This window comes from Mesorhizobium sp. WSM4311 (assembly GCF_002295115.1).
Classification (GTDB): Bacteria; Pseudomonadota; Alphaproteobacteria; order Rhizobiales; family Rhizobiaceae; genus Mesorhizobium.
This window is the reverse complement of sequence record NZ_NSFV01000018.1, coordinates 43409-65914: the sequence shown is the minus strand read 5'-3', so window position 1 is coordinate 65914 and position 22506 is coordinate 43409. Positions and strand designations below refer to the sequence as shown.

Below are 22506 nucleotides of genomic sequence, written 5' to 3'. Positions count from 1 at the left end.
TCATTGCACGACACCGGCCTTGCGGAGCCCGTCCACCACGAGTTCGAAATCGGCAGGGTTCTTGTAGGGCAAGACCTTGCGACGGTATTCCAGCGAATAGTCGGGGTTGAGGCGAAGCACTTCCTGCCATGCCGCGCGGGCCTCGGCGAAACGGCTGAGATGGCCGTAGCAGGCGGCCAGAAGCGCGCGAGAGACGTCGGTGACAGCGTTGCGAGCCAGCCGTTGCAGCAAGAGGTCAACGGCCTCTTCGTACCTTCCCAGTTGGAACGCCGCCAAAGCCTGGAAATGCAGAAGCACATCTGGAAAGTATGGATTCAAGGTCTTCGCCCGGGCGAAACTCTCGAGGGCCTCCTCGGGTCTGCCCGAATAGTACAGCGCCTCGCCGAGGATGACGTGCCCTTCCGCGAAGTTCGGATTGAGGACGATCGCGCGCTCGGCCTCGTCGATGGCCCCATCGTGCTGTCGTGTGTACAGCTTGGCTATAGCCAGCGCCCAGTGCGCCCAGGGATCGCTGCCATCCAGCGTTACCGCTCGCGTTGCGACCTCTTCCGCCTGCGCCATCGATTCCGGCGGCGAGGCACTCCACCTATTGAGGTAGTCGAGTCCGTGCGTGAGTGCGAGGAAAGCGTGGGCAGAGGCAAAGTTCGGGTCCAGGTCGATGGCACGTTGCAAGACGTCGCGGGCTGCGACGTTGGTCTCCTTCGTCAGCCGGTGCCACAGCTCCCGGCCCCGCAGGAAACAGTCATACGCCTCCGCGTTGCGCGGGTGCTCGGGCGCCAGCCGCTGACGGTCACCCTCGGTCAGATTGAGCGCCAGCGCACCGACGATCTGCTGCGTCACGTCGTCCTGCACGGCGAATATGTCGGTCAGCTCGCGATCGAACCGCTCCGCCCAAAGATGGCCGCCCGAGGTTGCATCGATGAGCTGCGCGGTGATGCGCACCCTGTTCCCCGACTTGCGTACGCTGCCCTCAAGCACATGCCGCACGCCGAGTTTCGCGCCCACCTCCTGCACACGGACGTTCTGGCCCTTGAAGGTGAACGACGAATTGCGTGCGATGACGAAGAGCTGCGACAGTTTGGACAGCGCCGTGATGATGTCTTCGGAGATGCCGTCGGCGAAGTAGTCCTGTTCGGCGTCACCGCTCATGTTGGTGAACGGCAGTACGGCGATCGACAGCTTCGGCGGCGCTGCCGTCGCCGGCCTGCCCGTCGCGGTTTCCGGGGTCGCCTTGGTCCCGGCGCTACCGACTTGCAGCGAATAGACCCGGATGGGCTCGGCGATGTTCTTGAGCTGCGTGCTGCCGAGATCGCTGACCGAGAGGTCCAGCCTCGCCTTGACCTGGCGATAGGCATCCTCGGACAGGCAGATGGCGCCGGGCGCCGCGACGCCCTCCAAACGCGAAGCGATGTTGACGCCGTCGCCCATCAGGTCGCCGTCGCTTTCTTCAACGACATCCCCCAGATGAATACCGATCCTGAACTCGATGCGGCGGTCCTGCGGTACGCCGGCATTGCGCTCCACCATGCCGTTCTGAACCTCAACGGCGCAACGCACGGCATCCACCACGCTGCGGAACTCAACCAGCGCCCCATCCCCGGTACGCTTGATCACCCGCCCGTTGTGCACAGCGATGATCGGATCGATCAGGTCGCTGCGCAGGGCCCGCAACCTCGCCAAGGTACGATCCTCGTCCGCGCTCGCGAGCCGGCTGTAGCCGACGACATCCGCGGCCAGGATTGCGGCCAGCTTGCGATTCTCGCTCATCGGTCCGTCTCCTCGTCCCCACAATAGCAGGAAGACAGAGGGGAAGAGGGAACTTTCGCAAAGGACGCAGCCGCCTGAATCGACAGCGCCCTGCCACGGAGCCACACGGATCGCTCGATGCCGATTTGCGCTGCCGCTTGCCGGTCGACGGCTAACGGTTCATCCTTGTGAATACCTTGTCCGTGACGTGCGTAGCGCGATCACGCCGTCACGGTAGCTAGTGAGGTCTTTCGATGGACTGCTCGGGCTGCGGTTTCGAGGTTGAGAGCGGATACGCTTTCTGTCCGAGGTGCGGCAGGCGCCAACCCGTGCCATGCGCAAGTTGCGGCTACCTCTGCGCACCTGATTTCGAGTTCTGTCCGAAATGTGGGGCAAGCGTCGGTGCGCCCGCAAAAGCGGTCGAACGGCCTGCTCCCACACCAAGCCGGACCGTTGTGCCGCCTTCTCGAATTCCGTCGCTGCTTCCGAACATCGAAGGCGATGGGCTGCAACCCGTCTCAGAGGCCGATCGTCGGACGGTAACGGTCCTGTTCGCCGACCTTTGCGGCTTCACGACACTCAGCGAGCAGCTCGACCCCGAGGTGATGCAAGCGCTGCAGAACGAACTGTTCAAGGAATTGACGGCAGCCGTGCGAAACTTTGGTGGTTTCGTCGACAAATTCATCGGCGACGCACTGCTTGCCTTGTTCGGGGCGCCGGTCGCGCATGAGGACGATCCGGAGCGTGCGCTTCGCGCCGCTCTCGACATGATCGCCCGGACGGCGCGGCTCGGCGAAAGCGCGCCCAACTCCGGCTCGCCGCTGTTGCTCCACATCGGCATAAACACCGGTCCGGTCGTCACCGGCGGATTGGGCATCGGCACCGCCAAATCCTATTCGGTTACCGGTGACACCGTGAATACGGCGCAACGCCTGCAATCGCTGGCCGCACCGGGTGAGGTGCTGGTAGGCGAGCTCACTCACAAGCTGACCCGGCATGCCTTCTCCTACGAACCGCTGGGTGATGTCGTGCTTCGCGGCAAGGCCGGCAGTGTGCTCGTCCATCGGCTGGATGCACCGCTTGCGGCGCCGCGTGCGGCGCGTGGGCTCGAGGCGCTCGGCCTCAGCGCGCCGATGATAGGTCGTGACGCTGAGCTGCATAGAATGCTGGCGAGCCTTGACCAGGCGTGCAGCGGCTCGGCCCAACTTGTCCGCCTCGTTGGAGAAGCCGGTATCGGGAAATCGCGGCTGGTGAAGGAGTTCGTCGCCCGCGTCGGCGACGAGGATCGTTTTCGCAACGTCGCCGTGCGGCAGGCCACGTGCTCACCGCTGGGCGAACGATCATTTGGCGCCTTGGGCGCGGTGGTGCGCAGTGCCGCCGGGATGATGCAGAACGACAATGGGGACGAAATGCGGGGGAAGCTCGCAGGCTTGCTGGCCGATCTCGGCCTGCAGGGCGAGGAGGCGAAGCGGCTGATGCCCTTGCTCTACCATGTGCTTGGTCTTGGCGACCCCGATGCCACCTTGCAGCATGTCGAGCCCGAGCAGCTGCGGCGGCAAATTCTCTACGCAGTCCGCACAATCATCGAACGGCGGCTTGCGTTGTCGCCGCTGTTGATTGTCGTCGAAGACCTGCACTGGGCCGACGCCGTGTCGCTCGAGGCACTGCGTTTCGTGATGGACAGGTTGGAGCGCACGCGGTTGATGTTGCTGGTCACGCATCGTCCGGAGCCGGACCACGGCCAGCTCGACTCAAGTCGGGTCAGTCACACAGCACTCAGGCTTTCACCGCTTAGCCGCGATGACGGACGCAGCCTGTTAGCGGCGCTTTTCGGCGAGAGCTGGGTAAACTCCGCAGGAGGGCTTCTTGACCAGATCCTCGAGCGCGCGGGCGGCAACCCCCTTTTTATAGAGGAGATCGTTCGCGGCCTTATCGATCGCGGTGTACTGGTGCGCGAGGGCCAGCGATGGCGGATTGTGGCAGGCGAGGTCGCAACCGGCATCCCCGCCACGATCCAGGCAATGTTGCTCGCCCGCGTCGACCGGCTGCCCCAAGAGGTACGCCGGTTGGCCCAGGAAGCCGCGGTGATCGGCCCGCGCTTCGATGCCACACTTCTGAAAACCGTGACAGCCGATCCTGGCCGGCTGGAAGCCGGCTGCGAACTGCTTTGCGATGCCGAAATCATCGAGGAAGTTGCCGGATCAGGCTCGGTCTCGTCGCAAAGCTACCGCTTTACGCAAACATTGCTGCAGGACGTGATCTACCAGAATCTGCTCTTGCAGCGCCGGACCGACATCCACGGGCGGGTCGGTGCTGCCTTGGAGAAACTGTGCGGCGACAAGCCGGAACGGCTCGAGGATTTGACCGTGCTCGGTCATCATTTCGCACAGAGCGCCGAGCGGGAGAAGGGCGCGCACTACCTGCAGGCGGCGGGCGATCACGCTCGCATGATCTACGCCAACGACGACGCCCTTCGTTTCTACGAGCGGGCACTGACTGCGTTGGGCGCGACCGGGCAGACACCGCTCAAACTGGCAATTGCAGAGCGCATTGCCGATTTGAGCGGTCCGGCAGGCCGCCGCGAGATCGCGCACCGCCATTACGAGACGGTGTTGCAGGCATATCGCGAGTCAGCCGATCGTGTCGCTTCGGCGCGCGTTTTGCGCAAGATCGGTCGCCTGTTCTGGGACGTCGGCAAGCGCGACAACGCAGAATCCCGCTATGCTGAAGCGGCAGCGCTCCTCGATGGAGCGGATGCCCCGATCGAGCAGGCGCATCTCTGGCAAGAACGTGGCCGACAGGCGTTCCGTAGCGGAGATCATGCTCTCGCGGCAAAATGGGCGGACGCGGCGCTGGATTGCGTCGGCGCTCTGACGACGGAGCGTGCCTCCGAGGCAGGGTGCGATGCCACCCTTGTGACCGCCGAGGCACTCAATACCAAGGCTGTCGCGCTGGCTCGCCTTGGACGAGACCGTGAAGCCGTGCGGCAGGTTGAGCGTAGCATTGAATTGGCCGAAGCCGCCGGTCTACTGGGCGCGGCCTGCCGCGGCTACACCAATCTCGGCGTGCTTTACACGACCATCGATCCGGCAAAGGCGATCGAGGTCTGTCGGCGCGGTCTTGAAGTGGCGCGCCATATTGGTGATCTGGGTTTCCAGGCGCGCCTCCTCGCCAATCTGGCGGTCGCTTGTTGTACTTTCACGGATCGCTGTCCGACGGAGGGCATCCCTGCCGCAGAGAAGGCCATCGAGATCGACCGGGCACTCGACCAGCGCGAGCACCTGCCGGTGCCGTTGATCGTGCTTGGGCAGATCCACCAGTGCAACGGCCGTCCGGAACTGGCGGTTGGCTTGTTCGAGGAAGCACTGGACGTAGCCCGCGAAACGGGCGAGCCCCAGTTGCTGTTTCCGTGCTATGATGGTCTCGCAACGCTCAATCTCGACCTCGACAATCTGGCCGAGGCCGAACGTTACTTTTCCCTGGCGCAGGGAACATGCGCCCAGCACGGGCTGGATCCGGAAACGCTTGTGGTGCTGCCTTTTCTCGACTAGCCGGGTGGGAGGTTGAAATGTCCGCGCCTATTGACTTGTTACCGCTTCAACCGGGCGACCGCGCGCCGAACTTGGTACTCGACGCGATTACCCAGGAAGGCAAGATCGCGCTTGACGACTTTCGTGGACAAAAGCCGGTGCTGGTCGGGCTGTTTCGAGGTCTGCATTGTGCGTTTTGCAGGCGCCATATCGCCGCCCAGGCGCGGCTCGATCCGGAGTTGCGCGAAAGGGGCGTGGGGAGCCTGACGGTGGTCAACACGCCGATCGAACGGGCGCGTCTCTATTTCCGCTACCACCCGATGCCGAATCTGCTTGCGGCCTCGGACCCTGAACGCGCTTCACATCGTGCTTTTGGACTGCCCAATCTCGAATTCACCGAAAACGAGACGAACTGGCCGTACAAGGTCTCGATGGCAGCGGCAAAGGACATGCGGGTCGACATGCCAGGCGAGTTGCCCGGTCCTTTGGATCCCTTTGCCGCCAGCGAAATCCTCAACAACAAGGACCACTACGAACTGACCGAAGCCGACGAGCAGATGATGGCGACCGGACACGGACAACTGATAGGTCAGTTCCTGCTGGACCGGCAGGGGATCGTCCGCTGGAGCTTCACGGAGGTTCCAGAGGGTGGGCGATACATGTTTGGGGCGCCAAACCCGCAGGAGCTGATGTCAGCCGTGTCCCAAGTCGCCCAATAGACTAGCGAAGGCGGTACCGGCGGGACATTGAGCAAAAAGCGAACCAATTTGTCACAAATCTAGACCGGCCTCGACGAGCCAGAATGTAAGGTTCTGGCAATGCTCTGCATCGCCTCTGACTGGCGATGTTCTTTGTGGATCATTGGGGCGCGCTGCGACAGCAGTCCTTCCAACCGCTAGAATGCCATCGTCAACGCAATAATCTCGTCGAGAGCACGATAGACTTGGCGCGCACGCTGCGGAGCGTCTCGTCGATTGTGTCTTGCCTATTGTGAGTGGGAGCAATGACACTGATACGTTCACCGTTTATTCGAGCACGGCCTCGACAGTGGCGACAAAGTCATCGAGCGAGCGATCCCCTCGAATCTCGATACGCGGAAGGTCGATGGGATCGCAATCGAGGTCCGCCGGCCCGTGTCTGGCGCCGAAGCCGATCCGATAACCGCACTCCCTGGCCAGCCGGCCAAGCCGTCCGTCGGTGACAGAGAAGGGTGCCGTGAACGCCGTGGTTGGACGACCGGTCCACCGTTCGATGAACATACGAGAGCGCAGGAGCTCGGCGGCCAGGTCAGAACTCGACAGACCATCGATCGCGCGATGCGTCGCCATGTGGCTTCCGAAGAACGCGCCTTCGGCGGCGAGGCGTCGCACCGTCCCCGCTCCCATAAGTTGCGTCGGCGGACCGTTGTGGGCGTCCCACTGTGCACTTTCCCCCACAAGGTCCGTCACCAGGAACACTTCCGCGGTCAGGTCGTTCGCACGCAAGGTCGGCCAGGCATGGTCGGCAAAATTCTGGAAGCCGTCATCGAAGGTGATAAGAACTGGGCGGCCAACGAATGGTTGGCGCTTGGCGATGCACACTTCCAACTGATCTGAACTAATCGCGTGAAAGCCATTGGCGCGCAGCCATGCCATCTGGCTGGCGAATGCGGCGGGCGTGAGCCGGAAACGGGCGAGCGCGGCCGGACCATCATCGGAGACGCTATGATACATGAGGACAGGGATACGCTGCCGCCGTTCGTTGCGCGCGACGTCGCGGCGCAAGGCCCGCGCCCCACCCCAGATGATATTTCGCGCGACCCCGATTTCGATAGGCGCGCGGATTGGCACATGATCGATCATCGGTTTCGCTACCAAATCGCCCTGCGACAGGCGAAGGAAGCGGTCTATGCGGTAGAGCTCCGTCTGGATCGATTGCTCGAGCACGAGGCCTTCGGTCGCTGCCAGCGTCTCCGAGATCGCCTGGGCACCGAATGTGTTCCAGTCGAAGCCCGTCCTTTCAACATTGTCACGTAACACGAATGCGTGTGCGCTGATGAAACTGCCGCCAGGGGCCAATGCCTCAGCGAATTTTTTAGTGATACGCTGCAACTCGGCGAGATCATCCAGGTAGTAGAGCACTTCCGAACAGAAGATCAGATCCATCTCACCCGGCAGGGCGTCCGCAGCGAAGTCCAGCACACCGAACTCAATGTTAGGCTGATCACTGCATCGCGCACGGGCCCGCTCGATGGCTATGGCGGAGATGTCGGTTGCGGTCAAATGGCCAACACGCGGCGCCAGCTGCCGCGTGAAGTGGCCCTCCGCGCAGGCCAGCTCAAGCGCCCGTCCGATGGGGCCGGCAGGCAGGATTTCGAGCTGCCGCTGATATTTTTCCTGCTCATAGAGCGAGCCGTAGTTCCACGGATCCTCGGTCGCGAAATAGCTGTTCCAGAACGCCGCGCGATCATTCCTGTCCGCGGACCGTGCTCGGCGCGGCGCTGCAGGAGGTTGTGCTGGTTCGGCGCTCGACCGAACCAGCTCCCGCGCTGCAGCGGCCAATAGGGCGAGTTTGCCGAAGTGACTTTCCGGATCGGTCCGGCGTTCGGCTGTGGACAGCAACGCCTCGGGTGCAAGCGTGTTTGACGTGTCGGCACCGACGCCCTCTTGCGGCACAGTTGATCGTACTGCAAGCCTTGCCGTACCGTCTGTAAGCCGCTCAGCGGGCACGACATTCTGAATCAACTGAATCCAATGATCTCTTGTCACTGTCCCGAGCACGCCAAACTGCACGACAGCCTCGATCTGGCCGTCCATCATCAGATAGGCATAAATTCGATCGATGCCTTCCGGGAGTTCGATCGCGGTCGGATTGCGAGCGTCGACGCGAATTCCGAGTGTCCGCGCCAGCCTGCGCCGCGCGGCAAGATCGTCGACGTCGAGAAGCATTTGCTCAAGCTGATACTGGGCGCGGCGACCCGCTGCGGGATCGCCCCAGACCTTGCCGAGTTCGACGATCAACTCGGTGACGGCGCCGCCGAACTTGTCCCATCTGGCAGCCAATTGCGCCGGCGCCGACAGGCTTCCGACCATAAGCCCATCGAAGACCACCCTGACGGCCTCGCGCATCCATTTCCGCCCCGCCGGCAGCGCGCGCAGGGACTGCAGGTTGATCGGGCGCGAGCCGCTGCCACAATCTGACGCGGCGTTCCACAACGCAGTCCACGCGAGAGCTTCAGTAGCAGTACCGCCGTTTGCGTTGTCCTGGACCATCGAGCTTTCGTCTTCTTCGGCAAGAGTCGGCGAATGTCAAAAACGGACGACGGCATCGGATGGCAGCGCTGCTCTGTCAAGGTCGGGGCGAATTAGAGGCAAGGCTAAAAGGTCTGGAGACAGGCTGAATGGCAAGCGATTATGCTCTCGTTGTATGGGCCTAGGATCCCGATGCCGGGCGTTCTGCGCCCAGAATCACCAATGCCCAGTTCATGGAACGGCCGGAGGCCGAGGTCGGAATGCCCTGCCCCTGCGGCTAGTAGACACCGCCAAGTACCCGGCGCAAGGGTCTAGCTCAGACCGATGATGTCTTGCACCACAACATCGGCTTGTTCAAGGTAGAAGCAACGGCGGACATAGATGTCGTTGCTTGCCGATTGACCGGAAGGGTACAGCACGATGCCACGCATGATTCGACGATTGGAAGCCAGGAACCTGGCGCGCCCGGCACCACCTCTCGAAGATCTGGCGGCGATGTTTGTCCTGATTGCCAGGCCGCTGGTCTTCGGGATCGCCCTCCTATTGGCTGGCCCGACACAGGCGCAGTCACCGCCAACCGTCCCGCCTGAAAGGGTCAAACAGTTATTCGAGCTTCTCGACGATCCGTCAGTGAAGGCCTGGGTGGCCGAACAGCGAAATCAGGCCCCCGGGTCAACGGCAGCGCCCGCCGCGGCAGGAGCTTCGCCGGCCGATGCATCGTCCGACGCGGTGGCCGCGCCGGGCCAGATGAATACGATGGCATCCTCTACGCTCGATCGGATCAAGCATCATATCGAGCGGATCGTGCGAACTCTACCCTCGCTGCCAGGCCAGTTCGCACGCGTTCGGGAAGCGACCATGGAGGATATGTCCAGCAGGGGGCCAGCCGGCGTATTTTTGCTGATTGCGATTTTCATCGCCGCCGGCCTGGCGCTGACCTGGGCCACGTACAAACTCACCCGCCCATTTCGTCTTTGGATTATCGCCCAATCGAAGGATACGCCCATCGGGCGGGCCAAGAAGATTGGTGGTCGCACGCTTTATTCCAGCCTGCTGATCGTCTCGTTCGCGGTGGGCAGCGCCGGCGCGTTCATATTGTTCGACTGGCCAATGCTTATCCGCCAGATTGTGCTGACATTTCTGATGGCTGCCGTCGTTACATGGGGTGTGCGCACGTACGTCATAGCCCTGCTCGTCCCTTCCTTCATGCATGTCGAGAACGCCGTCGAGGTTCGTGCCTTGCCGATCGCCAACGAGACCGCCGACCATTGGTCCTATTGGCTATCGCGGATCGTCGGCGTCTTCGCCTTCTTCGCCGCCGCCTTTAACCTCTTGCCGGGTCTCGGCATCGATCAGGACGGAATGATGGTCCTGTCTCTGGGCGCCGATTTCATCCTGCTGCTGCTCTTTCTGCGCGCCGTCTGGCGTCGGCCAAGAACACGGCGGGACGGCGGGCACGGTCACACGGCAGCGACATGGCTGTTGACTGCTTATTTCATCGTTCTGTTCCTGGAGCGCATAGCCGGCCTTTATATACTCTTCTGGTTTACCTTCACCGCATTCGTCTTGCCGTTGGCAATCGTGCTGACGCAGCGCGGGGTCAATTTCGTCCTGCGGCCAGGATCCGAAGATGCCGGCCGGCCGACGATTCCGGCGGTGACGATCGCTGTCATCGATCGCGGGATCCGGATGATTTTGATCCTGGCGGCGGCTTACCTTCTCGCGCGTGTCTGGGGTCTGGACATGCAGTCCATGCAGGACAGCGATCCGACGACCACGCTGATATTGCGCGGCCTGATCAACGTCGTGGTCATTGCGCTTGCCGCCGATTTCGGGTGGTCGATCATCAAAGCCTTGATCGAGCGAAAGCTGGGCATTGAAACACCGCATGCGGTGATCGGCGACGAGGACGTCCCGACCCTCGATCCGCAGCAGGCACGGCTGCGCACGCTGTTGCCGATCATCCAAAACATCCTGCTTGCAGTGATCGTCGTGATGGCCGTGCTGATGATGCTCGCCTCAATCGGTATCCAGATCGGCCCGCTGATCGCCGGCGCCGGCGTCGTTGGCGTCGCTGTCGGATTTGGGGCACAAACCATCGTCAAGGACGTGATCTCAGGGGTGTTTTATCTGCTCGACGATGCGTTTCGTGTCGGCGAGTACATTTCATCGGGCAGCTACAGGGGTACGGTGGAGAGCTTTTCGCTGCGCTCGGTGAAGCTGCGCCACCATCGTGGCCCGCTGTTCACAATACCTTTCGGTGAACTCGGGGCGGTGCAGAACCAGAGCCGCGACTGGGTCACCGACAAGTTCAACATCACCGTTGGCTATGATACCGATGTCGAGTTCGCCCGCAAGCTGATCAAGCGGATAGGCCTCGAACTGGCGGAAGATCCAGAATTCAAACACTGGGTGATCGAACCGATCAAGATGCAGGGCGTACAGGAGTTCGGCGAGTACGGCATCGTATTAAGGGTCAAGGTCACAACCAGACCGGGAGGCGCCTTCAGTATGAAAGGCAGATTCTTTTTACGCCTCCGCCAAGCCTTCAAGGAGCAGGGCATCGAACTCCCATTCCCCACCGTCCACGTCCAAGGGCTGCAGAACCCACACGAGGCAGAGAATGCGCCATTGGAGATGACACCCGAGCTGCGAATGGCCGTCGCGCAATCGCACATCAATCGGCGCAGAAAGAAAGGCAGTACAACGGAGTAGGAAGGCTGTGACACCTGCCGGTCACGACGCGGCTTTTCGCGCATCGGCCGTAAGGGGATACTCTTTATGTTCAATCGATTGAGACGAAGAAAGTGCGGTCACGAACCTCACTGGCCCTGACGGTCCTTTGAAATATTCAGTCGGCAGTATGCCGGAGATCCGTTGGACGTGGCGTTGGTGTCAAACTGTATATGCCGACAGATGCCGAACGCCAGCGAACGGATTTATTCAGTCCTATGTGGCGCACATATGAAGTCAGGTGAGTGGACCTTGATCACGCCCCTGCGATGCGGTCGATTTCGTCGCAGCCGCGGTAAGCCCCGTTTGGTTAGTTGTGGAACCTCAACAGGTTGTTAGCCCGGGGCGGCTGATAGGCGGTCTTGATTTTAAGCTGCCGTGTGGCCTGTGCCAATTGTAGCGATGAAGCTATCGTGGCAGTTCTGCGGTGCGTTCATGAGAAGTGTTGTAGGCTCGAGCATAAACCCATTCGCGCAGGCTCGTCTGGATGAAGCCTCCGCCTTGCCGCTGGTCTCGGGCGTGTATGGTCGGCCAGCCATCGTACTCATCGATCGCCACGAGGAGCTGACCGAATTTCTTTTCATCCGTGATAGCGGCACGACCATTGGCCTTAGGCGGCTGGAGGCGCCCCGGAGGGCAGGGTCGGGTCGCCCTCGGCCCGCAGGGTGACAATCGCCAACCGGAAGGCACTGCCGATCACGCCGCGCAGACGCCGCGCCGTTTTCCCGTCCGCCGCTCTTTTCGATCTTCTGGAGAAGTTGAAGAATCTCCGCTGGAGTGATCTCTTTGATTGGACGTTTGGCGAGCGGGCAGGCCAAGTCTTCGAGGAGCCATTTGGTTTTGGTGGCGGCCGCTGCGGCGTCCCGCTCCTGCATCCGCTTGACGTATTCCTCGGAGATCAAGCCAAAGGTAGTGCGCTTCTATGAGAGCCGTGATCTTCTCCTCCCTGCGCGACATGGGTAACGAACCTCCCGGGCAATGGGGAACGTCTGGATCGTTACCCACAAACCGATGCGTTGCAACGGCACGCGGCGGGTCCGCATGAGCAGCTCAGACAAGCTAACTCGTTGATTATGTTGATTGGTGGGATGCTGTGAGAAGCTATGGGAAAGGGAAATGGTGCCCAGAGGCGGATTCGAACCACCGACACGCGGATTTTCAGTCCGCTGCTCTACCAACTGAGCTATCTGGGCCTGTTCCGGCAAACGAAAACGCGTGAACCGGATTTCATGAAGGCACCGTGGGGCGCCCCTTGAAAGCGCGTGGGTTATAGCACGGGAATTTAGCCTGTCCAGCGCCTAGGTGGCGATTTCCGGCAGGAAAAGCGAGGCTGTGGAAAGGCTGGCTTCCTCAGGCGCTTTCATTGCCGTTATGGCGCGAGGGCTGGGCCCTTCCGGCCTTTTTTGCCTCCGTCCCGGCGCCGCAGCAACTGCGGGATCCGGAAGGCGGCGACCGATCGTCGCTTCTACCTGGCGCCGGTCACGCTCCTGCGAAAATCGGAGGGGGTCATGCCGGCCAGTTTGCGGAAGGATTTGTTGAAGGCGCTGAGCGAGCCGAAGCCGGAGTCCATGGCGACGCGCAGCACGTTGGCATCCTGATGCATCAGCAATGCCTGCGCGTAGCTCAGCCGCAGAAGGTTGACATATTCGTTGAGCGTCATGCCGGTCGATTTCTTGAACAGGCTCATGGCGTATTTGGGATGGATGTCGGCGGCCGCCGCTATGTTCATGCAATCGATGTCGTAGAGGAAATTCTCGGCGATGAAGTCGCACATGCGTCCGACATTGCGGGAGGATTGCTGGTCGAAGGCACTGCCGGCTTCCTGCCCGGCCGCCGTCTCGGGCACCAGCCGGTAGGGCTCGAACCGCACCCGCTCCAGCCGCAGCAGAAGCTCGTTGACGGCATGCTCGGCCTTGGCCGGATCGCCCGAGCGGGCATAGCTGTTCCAACGGGCGAAATTGTCGTTGTCGGATTGGTCGGTGGCGCTGGTCACCAGCGTCGCACCCGTCATCAGCCGGTGGCGCACGTCCGCCGGCAGATGCAGGCGGAAAAAATGCACCAGCGGCAGATGCGCGCCGGCATAGATGGCGTCGTCGCTGAGATCGTCCATCTGGTGCGGCAGGCCACCCCAGAAGAAGCACATCTCGCCGGCCGAAAGCGAGATTTCGTGCTCGTTCATGCGGTAGTGCACGCTGCCGCGGACGATGAAATTCACCTCGACCTGGGCATGCCAATGCGGCTTGAGCATCACCAGCGGAGCGGTGTGAAACATCTGCAGGAGCAGCGGCAGGCCTTCCACGCTGCTGGCCCCTGGCTGGTAAAACGGCCGCTCCGGCATCTTACTTTCCGCCAATTGCGTATTCCCTTTGTCGGCGACAAGCCTTCCGCGCCGAATAGTGTAGCCACGCTCGCAGAGAGAGCAAATGAAATGGGAGGATTTCAATGCGCATCACACTGACCTGCGCCGCGCTCGCGCTTGCCCTGGGCTCAGCCCCGGCCTTTGCGCAGTCCGGCGAAATCACCATCTGGAGCTGGAATGTCGCCGCTTCGTCGCTGAAGGCGACGGTTGCCGGCTTCAACAAGCTGCATCCCGACATCAAGGTCACGGTTCAGGATCTCGGCAACCAGCCGACCTACGACAAGTCGATCGCCGGCTGTGCGGCCGGCGGCGTCGGCCTGCCCGACATCGTCACCATCGAGAATGGCGAAGCCGAGAATTACTGGAGCCAGTTCCCCGACTGCTTCGTGGACCTGCATACGCTGGGCTACAGTGCCGAGGACCAGAAGAAATTCCCCGATTTCAAGCGCACCGAGCTCGAGGTCGGCGACAAGGCCTATGCCATGCCGTGGGATTCCGGCCCGGTCGCCGCCTTCTATCGCCGCGACTTTTACGAGAAGGCTGGGGTGGATCCGGCATCGATCAAGACCTGGGACGATTTCATCGCCGCCGGCAAGAAGATCCAGGCCGCCAATCCGGGCGTCTCGATGACCAATGCCGATTTCAACGGCGACACTGAATTCTTCCGCATGATCTCCAACGAGCAGGGCTGCGCCTATTTCGCCGAGGACGGCCAGTCGATCACGGTCAGCGAACCCAAATGCGTCGACGCCCTGACCAAGGTCAAGGAGATGAAGGACGCCGGCATCGTGTCGTCCGCCGACTGGGGCACCAAGATCACCAATAACACGGCGGGCACCGTCGCCACCCAAGTGTATGGCGGCTGGTATGAAGGCACCATCCGCACCGAATCAGCCGGCGAGAACGGCAAATGGGGCGTCTATCTGATGCCGAGCCTGACGGCCGACGGTCCCCGCGCCGCCAATCTCGGCGGCTCGTCGCTGGCCATCACCTCGGCCTCGAAGAACAAGGAAGCGGCTTACGAATACCTGAAATACACGCTTGGAACCAATGAAGGCCAGATCACCATGCTGAAGGAGTTCGGCCTGGTCCCTTCGCTGGTCTCGGCGCTGGATGACCCCTACGTCAGCCAAGGCCTGCCCTATTGGGGTGGCCAGGCGGTATGGAAGGATATTCTGGGCACCTTGCCCAAGGTCGTCCCCAGCCGCGGCACGCAGTTCCAGAGCGATGCCGAAATCATCGTCCGCGCGGTGCAGACCAAATATCTGGCCGGAGGCTATCCCGACGCCAAGGCGGCACTCGACGACGCCGCAAAACAGATCGCGGCGGCGACCGGATTGCCGGTCAAATCATAACCTCCCAGGGACGGGGTCCGGGACGGCTCTTGCCGCCCGGACTCTGCGCCTGCGAGCTTGTCTGAAACACCGGATATGAGGGAGGAGGAGCAGGATGCGAAACCGCAACGCCACGGCCTATCGTTTCCTGGCGCCTTATCTGCTGATCTTCTCCGTCTTCTGGGTATGGCCGATCATCTCGTCGTTCATGATCTCCTTCCAGGCGACACGCACCGTGCCCTGGCGTTTCGCGCCGGGCTTCAACTGGGGCCGGCTGATCGGCGATCCGGCCTTCTTTAACGCGCTGAAGAACACGCTGCTCATCCTCGTCATCCAGGTGCCGGTGATGATTGCGCTGGCCATGGTGATGGCCGTGCTTTTGAATTCGCCGCTCTTGAAGGCGAGGGGTCTCTACCGCTTTGCGTTCTTCGCTCCGGTCGTCGTCGGCGAGGTCGCCTATTCGGCGGTGTTCCGGCTGATGTTCAGCCTCGATTTCGGCATCGTCAACAAGCTGCTGAACAGCGTCGGGCTCCCTAAGGTCGACTGGTTCTCCAATGTCACGCCGGCCATGGCGCTGATCATGATCGCGGTCACCTGGCGCTGGGCCGGCTACAACGCCATCATCCTTCTGGCCGGCATGCAATCCATCCCCGAGGATGTCTACGAGGCGGCGACGCTCGACCGCGTCAGCAAGCTCAAGCAGTTCTTCTACATCACCTTGCCGCTCTTGAAACCGGTCATCGTGTTCTGCCTGGTGCTGTCGATCATCGGCACCATGCAATTGTTCACCGAGCCCTTCCTGATCACCGAGCGCGGCGGGCCGGGCGGCGGCACCGAGACGCTCGGCCTGCTGCTCTACCGCCAGGGGTTCCGCTCGCTCAATTTCGGCTATGCCTCGGCCGTCGCCTACACCATGGCGGCGCTGGCGATCGCGATCACGCTGGTGCAACTGTGGCTGACGAGGGAAAAGCAATGAGTTCGCTCTCCTCCGCCCGCCTGAGGCGCAGCATCGCGCTGCATCTTTTCCTCACCCCGCTGGCGCTGATCTGGCTGTTCCCGCTGTGGATGATGGTGGTGTTCTCGACCATGCCCGACAACGGCATCTTCAGCCCTGGCATCGAGCTTTTGCCGCACGGCAATTTCGTCGACAATTTCAACAATCTGCAGCGCGACACCAATTTCGTCGGCGCCATCGGCATCTCCGTCTCGGTGGCAGTGACCTACACCTTCCTGTCGGTGCTGTTGACGTCGATGGCCGGCTGGGCGCTGGCGCGCTACCAGTTCTTCGGCAAAGGCGTGGTCGTCGGGATCATCTTCGGCACCATCACGCTGCCCTATGCGGTGGTGCTGATCCCGCAATTCATCATGGTGGCGCGCGACTTCCAGCTCGCCAACACCTGGGTGGCGTTGATCGTGCCGCCGCTCTTCAATTCGCTCGGCGTGCTGTTCATGCGGCAAAGCTTTTCGATGATGCCGGATGATCTGTTCGACGCCGCCCGTGTCGAAGGCGTGAAGGAGTGGCGCATCTTCCTCTTCGTCGCGCTGCCGCTGGCGCGGCCGATGCTGGCCGCACTCGCCATCATCCTGTTCCTCGCCTCCTGGAACAATTATCTCTGGCCGCTTTTGATCAACAGCCAGCCGGGTTTGATGACGGCGCCGGTGGCGCTCGGCACGCTGATCGGCCTCACCAAAGTGTCGTGGGGCGGTATCATGGCAGGGGCCGTGATGCTCACCGTGCCGATGCTGATCGTCTTCGTGCTCCTGCAGCGCCATTTCATCGCCGGCATCGCCGCCGGCGCAGTCAAGTAAGAGGCAGCATGGCAACCGTTACGCTGAGCAATGTGGTCAAGCGCTTCGGCGTCTTCGAAGTCGTCCATGGCGCCAACATCGACATCAAGCACGGCGAGTTCGTCGTCTTCGTCGGTCCGTCCGGCTGCGGCAAGTCGACCCTGCTCAGGATGATCGCCGGGCTCGAGGACATCAGCGGCGGCGAGATTGCCATCGGCGGCAAACTGGTCAACGATGTCGAGCCGGCCGATCGAGGCATCGCCATGGTGTTCCAGTCCTATGCGCTCTATCCGCATATGAGCGTCGAGCAAAACCTCTCCTTCGGGCTGCGCATGACCGGCAATCCCAAGGCCGACACCGACCGGCGGGTGAAGCGCGCGGCCGAGATCCTGCGCATCAGCGAATTGATGGACCGGCGCCCGAAGAAACTCTCCGGCGGCCAACGCCAGCGCGTTGCCATCGGCCGCGCCATCGTGCGCGAGCCGCAAGTGTTCCTGTTCGACGAGCCGCTGTCCAATCTCGACGCCGAACTGCGCGTCCAGATGCGCGTCGAGATCTCGCGCCTGCACAAGGAACTCGGCGCCACGATGATCTACGTCACGCACGACCAGACCGAGGCGATGACGCTCGCCGACCGGATCGTCGTGCTGCGCGCCGGGCATATCGAGCAGATCGGCCGGCCGCTCGATCTCTATGACGATCCCGACAATCTGTTCGTGGCCGGCTTTGTCGGCTCGCCGAAAATGAACTTCATCAAGGCGCAAATCGTCGGGCACGATGCGCGTGGGGTCGTGGTCGAGCTTGCGGGCCAGGAGAAAACCCGTATCACCCAGCCGCTGGCCGGCGCCGCGCCGGAAGCGGGCAGCAAGGTTATCGTAGGTGTGCGGCCCGAGCATTTCGGCAGTGCCGGAGAAGGTGGCACCGACCTTGTCGTCGCCATCGACGTGGTCGAGCATCTCGGTGGCACGAGCTTTCTCTACGCCCGAACGGCCCATGGCGAAGACGTGGTGATCCAACGCGACGCGGCGAAGGTTCCCACGACGTCCGAGGTCACCATTTCCATCCGCAAATCCTACCTGTTCGACGAAAAAGGGCTGCGGCTGCGCTGACCGGCTGCCCCCTTCCAGCCTTCAAGGAGAATGACAATGACCGCAACCACGCCCATTCGCTGGGGCATTCTCGGCCCGGGCAGCATCGCCCAGGCGTTCGCCGGCGGCCTGGCCGCTTCGCGCACCGGAAAACTGGTAGCCATCGGCGCGCGCAATCCCGACAAGCCGGGCCTTGCCGGGAAATTTCCCGGCGCCCGCATCGTCCACGGTTATGAAGCGCTGCTTGCCGATCCCGACATCGATGCCGTCTACATTGCGATCCCGCATCCCGGCCACGCGCAATGGGCGATCCGGGCTGCGGAAGCGGGCAAGCACGTGCTGTGCGAAAAGCCGCTGGCACTGACCGCCTTCGAGGCCGACGCCATGTTCCATGCCGCGCGCAAGGCCGGCACTTTTCTCGGCGAAGCCTTCATGTACCGGCTGCACCCGCAGACGCTGAAGCTGGTGGAACTGATCAAATCGGGCGTCATCGGCGAGGTCAGGATGATCAAGTCGAGCTTCGGCTTCGCCATGCCGGGCTTCATGCCGGAACACCGTCTCTATGCCAATGATTCCGCCGGCGGCGGCATACTGGACGTCGGCGGCTACACCGTCTCGATGGCGCGGCTGATTGCCGGGGCGGCATCGGGACAACCTTTCGCCGAGCCCGACAAGGTGGTTGGTACCGCTCATCTTGGCCAGTCCGGCGTCGACGAATGGGCCTCGGCGCTGCTGCATTTTCCCGGAGGCATCGTCGCCGAGGTTTCCTGCAGCATCTCGCTGAACCAGGACAATGTGCTGCGCATCCTCGGCACCAAGGGCCGCATCGAAGTGCCGGACTTCTGGTTCGCCGGCGGAAATCGCGATGTCGGCCTCGGCCGGATCGACGTGATCGGCGCCGACGGGTCGCGCGAGACGATCAGCGTCGATGAAAAGCGCCATGTCTATTCCTTCGAGGTCGACGGCGCCGGCGAGGCCATCCTTGCCGGCCGGCAGGAGTTCGCCTGGCCGGGCATGGATTGGGCCGACAGTCTCGGCACCTTGCGCGTGCTCGACAGATGGCGCGCTGCCGTCGGGCTGGAGTACGAGATCGAAAAGGCCCCGTTGCGCACCAGCACCATCTCCGGCCGGCCTCTGCGGTCGGGCGGCACGGCGATCGGCAAGCGCGCCATTCCGGGCCTGGCGAAGCCGGCATCGGTGGTGGCGCTCGGCTTCGAGGATTTCCGCACGTTCTCCTCGGGCTCGATCCTGCTCGATGCCTTCTTCGAGGCCGGCGGCAATCTCTTCGACACCGGCTATGTCTACGGTGGCGGCTACACCGAGACACTGCTTGGCCAGTGGTTGCAGAGCCGCGGCGTGCGCGAGCAGTCGGTGATCATCGCCAAGGGCGCGCATTCTCCGCTCTGCTATCCCGACGTGATCGGCAAGCAGCTTGCCCAGTCGCTCGATCGCCTGCAGACCGATCATGTCGACATCTATTTCATGCACCGCGACAATCCGGATGTGCCGGTCGGCGAGTTCGTCGATGCCATGGACCGTGAGGTGAAGGCCGGTCGCATCCGTGGCCCGTTCGGCGGCTCGAACTGGACGATGCAGCGCATGGACGAGGCGATTGCCTATGCCGAGCGCACCGGCAAGCAGAAGCCCGGCGCGCTTTCCAACAATTTTTCGCTGGCCGAAATGCTGGAGCCGATCTGGGCGGGTTGTGTCGCCTCTTCCACCGACGACTGGAAGGCCTGGCTGACATCCAGGCAGATGCCGAATTTCGCCTGGTCGAGCCAGGGCCGTGGCTTCTTCACCGAGCGCGCCGGGCGCGACAGGCACGACAGCGAGGAACTGGTGCGGGTCTGGTATTCGGAGCGCAATTTCGGCCGCCGCGACCGCGCCATCGAGCTCGCCGCGCGGCTGCGCAAGAGCCCGATCCACGTTGCGCTGGCCTATGTGCTCAACCAGCCTTTCCCGTCGGTTCCGCTGATCGGGCCGCGCACGCTGGGCGAGCTGGAGGACAGCCTGCGGGCGCTGGATATCGCGCTTTCGCCTGCCGATCTCGAGTGGCTGGACGGCGGCAACCTGCACGCGGCCTGATGGAACAGGCCTCAAAGCGGCATCATATCTCGTCGTCCGATACCCTGACGCCGCGCCTGGCCGGCGTTCGCAGACTGGCATACATGCCCGTGGTGCGGAACTGGCTGGGCGTGGTGCCGTAGAGGCGGCGGAAGACCTTCGAAAAATAGTTCGCATCCTCGAAGCCGCACAGGATGGCGACTTCCTTCACCGGCAGGAAGTCCGCCTTGGTCAACAGCTTCGCCGCCCGCTGCAGGCGCTGCTGCAGCACGAATTCAGCGGGCGGCAGGCCTTCGCTCTCGGCGAAGCAGCGCGAGAAATGAGCCCGGCTGAGGCCGCTGATCTGGACGAGCTCCGCCACCGGCAGCGGCTTGTCGAGATTGGCGTTGATATGGTCGATGACCGGTTGCATGGCGCTCTGTTTTTCGGCAAAGGCATGTGAGCCGAAGACATCGTCATAGAGCGCCATCGCCGCCTCGTAAGCGATAGCGGACGCGGCACCCGCTGAGGCCGCCCCCTTGATGAGGCGCAGGCTGCAATCGGCAAGGTGGTCGATCGTGGCCGGCTTAAGCCGGAACACCGGACCGGAGATGCTGAGGATCGACTTGTGGATGCGCAGCGCCTCCTCGCCGTTCATCGAGATCCAGAAATATTCCCAGCGCTCGTCGCTCGCCAGCCAATAGCGGTGGTTGTGCGGCACCAGCACCAGCAGCGTGTCGTTCTCCTGCAGGCGGTAGTTGCGGTTCTCGTAGCGCAGCCGGCCGGTGCCGCTGATCGTGTGCTGGAGCACGGTGAACGGCGTCTGGCCGCGTTTGCGTCCGTCCCAGTCATAGATCTCGTCCTCGCGCACCTCATAGCCGGTGCTTGTCGGCATGGCATGCAGGCGCTGCCGGCCGCGCGGCAGCGAGATCGTGCGCATCGACTGTCCGTTGGCGATCAAATCTCGTAGCACAAAATTACCCTTGAAAGCATAATCCTTCTCTGGTCGCGCTCGTGAATAAGGGCATAATCCCCCTCGAAAAGCGAGAGAGATCCGCAGGCGAGGAGCGGACAGGGAGGTCGACAGGCCAGAATCCGGCTTGTCTCGCACACATGCCATGGCATGTGGCTGCGACCGCCCCCCTGTCACTCCCGGCCTGTTACTGGAATAGGATGAGGTGCGGGAGATGAGTTTCAAAATCGCTATCATCGGTGCCGGCAGTGTCGGATTCACCAAGAAACTGTTCACGGACATCCTGTGCGTGCCCGAATTCAGGGATGTCGAATTCGCGCTGACCGACCTCAGCGAACACAATCTCGGGATGATCAAGGCGATCCTCGACAAGGTCGTCGAGGCGAACGGATTGCCAACGAGGGTGACGGCGACAACCGATCGCCGCAGGGCGCTCGAAGGCGCGCGCTATATCATCAGCTGTGTGCGGGTCGGCGGTCTGGGGGCCTATGCCGACGACATCCGCATTCCGTTGAAATATGGCATCGACCAGTGCGTCGGCGACACAATCTGCGCCGGTGGCATCCTCTATGGTCAGCGCAACATCCCGGTGATCCTCGACTTCTGCAAGGACATACGTGAGGTCGCCGCGACGGGCGCCAAATTCCTCAACTACGCCAACCCGATGGCCATGAACACCTGGGCGGCGATCGAATACGGCAAGGTAGACACGGTCGGCCTCTGCCACGGCGTCCAGCATGGCGCCGAGCAGATCGCCGAGGTGCTGGGTGCGAAGTCCAGACACGAGCTCGACTATGTCTGTTCCGGCATCAATCACCAGACCTGGTTCATCGATTTGCGGCTGAATGGCCGCAGGATCGGCAAGGATGAGCTGATCGCCGCCTTCGAGGCGCATCCGGTCTATTCGCAGCAGGAAAAGCTGCGCATCGATGTCTTGAAGCGCTTCGGCGTCTATTCGACCGAGAGCAACGGCCATCTCTCCGAATATCTGCCCTGGTACCGCAAGCGCCCCGACGAGATCACGCGCTGGATCGACATGTCGGACTGGATCCATGGCGAGACCGGCGGCTATCTCCGCTACTCCACCGAAACCCGCAACTGGTTCGAGACGGAGTATCCGCAATTCCTCGAAGCGGCGTCGAAGCCGATCGACCCGGAAAAGCGCTCCAACGAGCATGCCAGCCACATATTGGAGGCGCTGGAGACCAACCGCGTCTATCGCGGCCACTTCAACGTCAGGAACAATGGGGTGATTATCAATTTGCCGCAGGACGCCATCATCGAGTCGCCCGGCTTCGTCGACCGTTTCGGCATCAACATGGCCGCCGGCATCACGCTGCCGGAAGCCTGTGCGGCCACCTGCATGTCCTCGATCAACGTCCAGCGCATGTCGGTCCATGCCGCGATATCAGGCGACATCGATCTCCTGAAGCTCGCCGTGCTGCACGACCCTCTGGTCGGTGCGGTGTCGACGCCGGAGGAAGTCTGGCAGATGGTGGACGAGATGGTCGTCGCCCAGGCTCAATGGCTGCCGCAATATGCGCATGCGGTTCCGGCCGCCAAGGAGCGGCTGTCGAAATCCGCGGTCAAGACCCGTGAATGGGCCGGTGCTGCGCGGCGAAACGTGCGCTCGATCGAGGAATTGCGTGCCGAAAAAGCCGCGCTCAAACAGGCCGGCTGAA

14 protein-coding genes, 1 tRNA gene and 1 pseudogene are annotated in these 22506 nt (G+C 62.3%); 10 read left to right on the top strand and 6 right to left on the bottom strand.

The genetic code is table 11. The features are described 5' to 3' along the window. A complete protein-coding gene (locus tag CK226_RS30585; protein ID WP_095793816.1) occupies positions 1-1767 on the bottom strand; it encodes an adenylate/guanylate cyclase domain-containing protein in 1767 nt (588 codons plus the stop codon). Positions 1768-2000: 233 nt separating this feature from the next. On the opposite strand from CK226_RS30585, the gene CK226_RS30580 reads away from it, so the two are divergent. Together CK226_RS30580 and CK226_RS30575 are read left to right on the top strand one after the other, a co-directional pair. Continuing rightward, on the top strand, positions 2001-5297 hold the full coding sequence (locus CK226_RS30580) for an adenylate/guanylate cyclase domain-containing protein (protein WP_142887687.1): 3297 nt from the start codon (positions 2001-2003) through the stop codon (positions 5295-5297). A 17-nt stretch (positions 5298-5314) separates the two neighbouring features. Then, positions 5315-5995, top strand: coding sequence for a redoxin domain-containing protein (locus tag CK226_RS30575; protein ID WP_095775253.1), 681 nt, complete (start codon positions 5315-5317; stop codon positions 5993-5995). 306 nt (positions 5996-6301) lie between these two features. Here CK226_RS30575 and CK226_RS30570 read toward each other — a convergent pair whose 3' ends face one another. Then, positions 6302-8527 carry an SAM-dependent methyltransferase gene (locus CK226_RS30570; RefSeq protein ID WP_245437902.1) on the bottom strand — a complete coding sequence of 742 codons (2226 nt, stop codon included), beginning with the start codon at positions 8525-8527 and terminating at the stop codon, positions 6302-6304. Positions 8528-8926: 399 nt separating this feature from the next. Here CK226_RS30570 and CK226_RS30565 point away from each other — a divergent pair, with 399 nt between their 5' ends. Beyond that, positions 8927-11221, top strand: coding sequence for a mechanosensitive ion channel family protein (locus CK226_RS30565; RefSeq protein WP_245437901.1), 2295 nt, complete (start codon positions 8927-8929; stop codon positions 11219-11221). Between the two features lie 328 nt (positions 11222-11549). Here CK226_RS30565 and CK226_RS30560 read toward each other — a convergent pair. Continuing rightward, positions 11550-11769: pseudogene (locus CK226_RS30560) on the bottom strand (integrase core domain-containing protein); the annotation flags it as partial. 135 nt (positions 11770-11904) lie between these two features. Between CK226_RS30560 and CK226_RS35205 the strand changes: the two are divergent. Further along, positions 11905-12165, top strand: coding sequence for a hypothetical protein (locus tag CK226_RS35205; RefSeq protein ID WP_179301162.1), 261 nt, complete (start codon positions 11905-11907; stop codon positions 12163-12165). Between the two features lie 191 nt (positions 12166-12356). Here CK226_RS35205 and CK226_RS30555 read toward each other — a convergent pair. After that, a tRNA-Phe gene (locus tag CK226_RS30555) sits at positions 12357-12432 on the bottom strand. A gap of 272 nt (positions 12433-12704) precedes the next feature. Beyond that, complete coding sequence (locus tag CK226_RS30550) at positions 12705-13577, bottom strand: helix-turn-helix domain-containing protein (protein WP_095793814.1); 873 nt, start codon at positions 13575-13577, stop codon at positions 12705-12707. 104 nt (positions 13578-13681) lie between these two features. Here CK226_RS30550 and CK226_RS30545 point away from each other — a divergent pair, with 104 nt between their 5' ends. From CK226_RS30545 to CK226_RS30525, 5 genes are all read left to right on the top strand, one after another. Further along, entirely contained in the window at positions 13682-14953 is a 1272-nt protein-coding gene (locus CK226_RS30545; RefSeq protein ID WP_095793813.1) for an ABC transporter substrate-binding protein, read from the top strand. 94 nt (positions 14954-15047) lie between these two features. Further along, the gene (locus CK226_RS30540) at positions 15048-15908 is read left to right on the top strand and encodes a sugar ABC transporter permease (protein WP_095775271.1); all 861 of its coding nucleotides are present in this window, start codon (positions 15048-15050) and stop codon (positions 15906-15908) included. Beyond that, complete coding sequence (locus CK226_RS30535) at positions 15905-16741, top strand: carbohydrate ABC transporter permease (RefSeq protein WP_095793812.1); 837 nt, start codon at positions 15905-15907, stop codon at positions 16739-16741. Before CK226_RS30540 ends, CK226_RS30535 begins: the two co-directional genes overlap by 4 nt. A gap of 8 nt (positions 16742-16749) precedes the next feature. Further along, on the top strand, positions 16750-17829 hold the full coding sequence (ugpC, locus tag CK226_RS30530) for a sn-glycerol-3-phosphate ABC transporter ATP-binding protein UgpC (RefSeq protein ID WP_095793811.1): 1080 nt from the start codon (positions 16750-16752) through the stop codon (positions 17827-17829). Positions 17830-17865: 36 nt separating this feature from the next. Then, positions 17866-19893 (top strand): aldo/keto reductase, encoded by a 2028-nt coding sequence (locus tag CK226_RS30525; RefSeq protein WP_095793810.1) that lies wholly within the window; start codon positions 17866-17868, stop codon positions 19891-19893. 22 nt (positions 19894-19915) lie between these two features. On the opposite strand, the gene CK226_RS30520 is transcribed toward CK226_RS30525, so the two are convergent. Beyond that, positions 19916-20971, bottom strand: a complete 1056-nt coding sequence (locus CK226_RS30520; protein WP_179296060.1) for an AraC family transcriptional regulator — start codon at positions 20969-20971, stop codon at positions 19916-19918. A 67-nt stretch (positions 20972-21038) separates the two neighbouring features. Here CK226_RS30520 and CK226_RS30515 point away from each other — a divergent pair, with 67 nt between their 5' ends. Beyond that, positions 21039-22505 (top strand): alpha-glucosidase/alpha-galactosidase, encoded by a 1467-nt coding sequence (locus tag CK226_RS30515; protein ID WP_095793809.1) that lies wholly within the window; start codon positions 21039-21041, stop codon positions 22503-22505. The last annotated feature ends 1 nt before the right edge of the window (position 22506 follow it).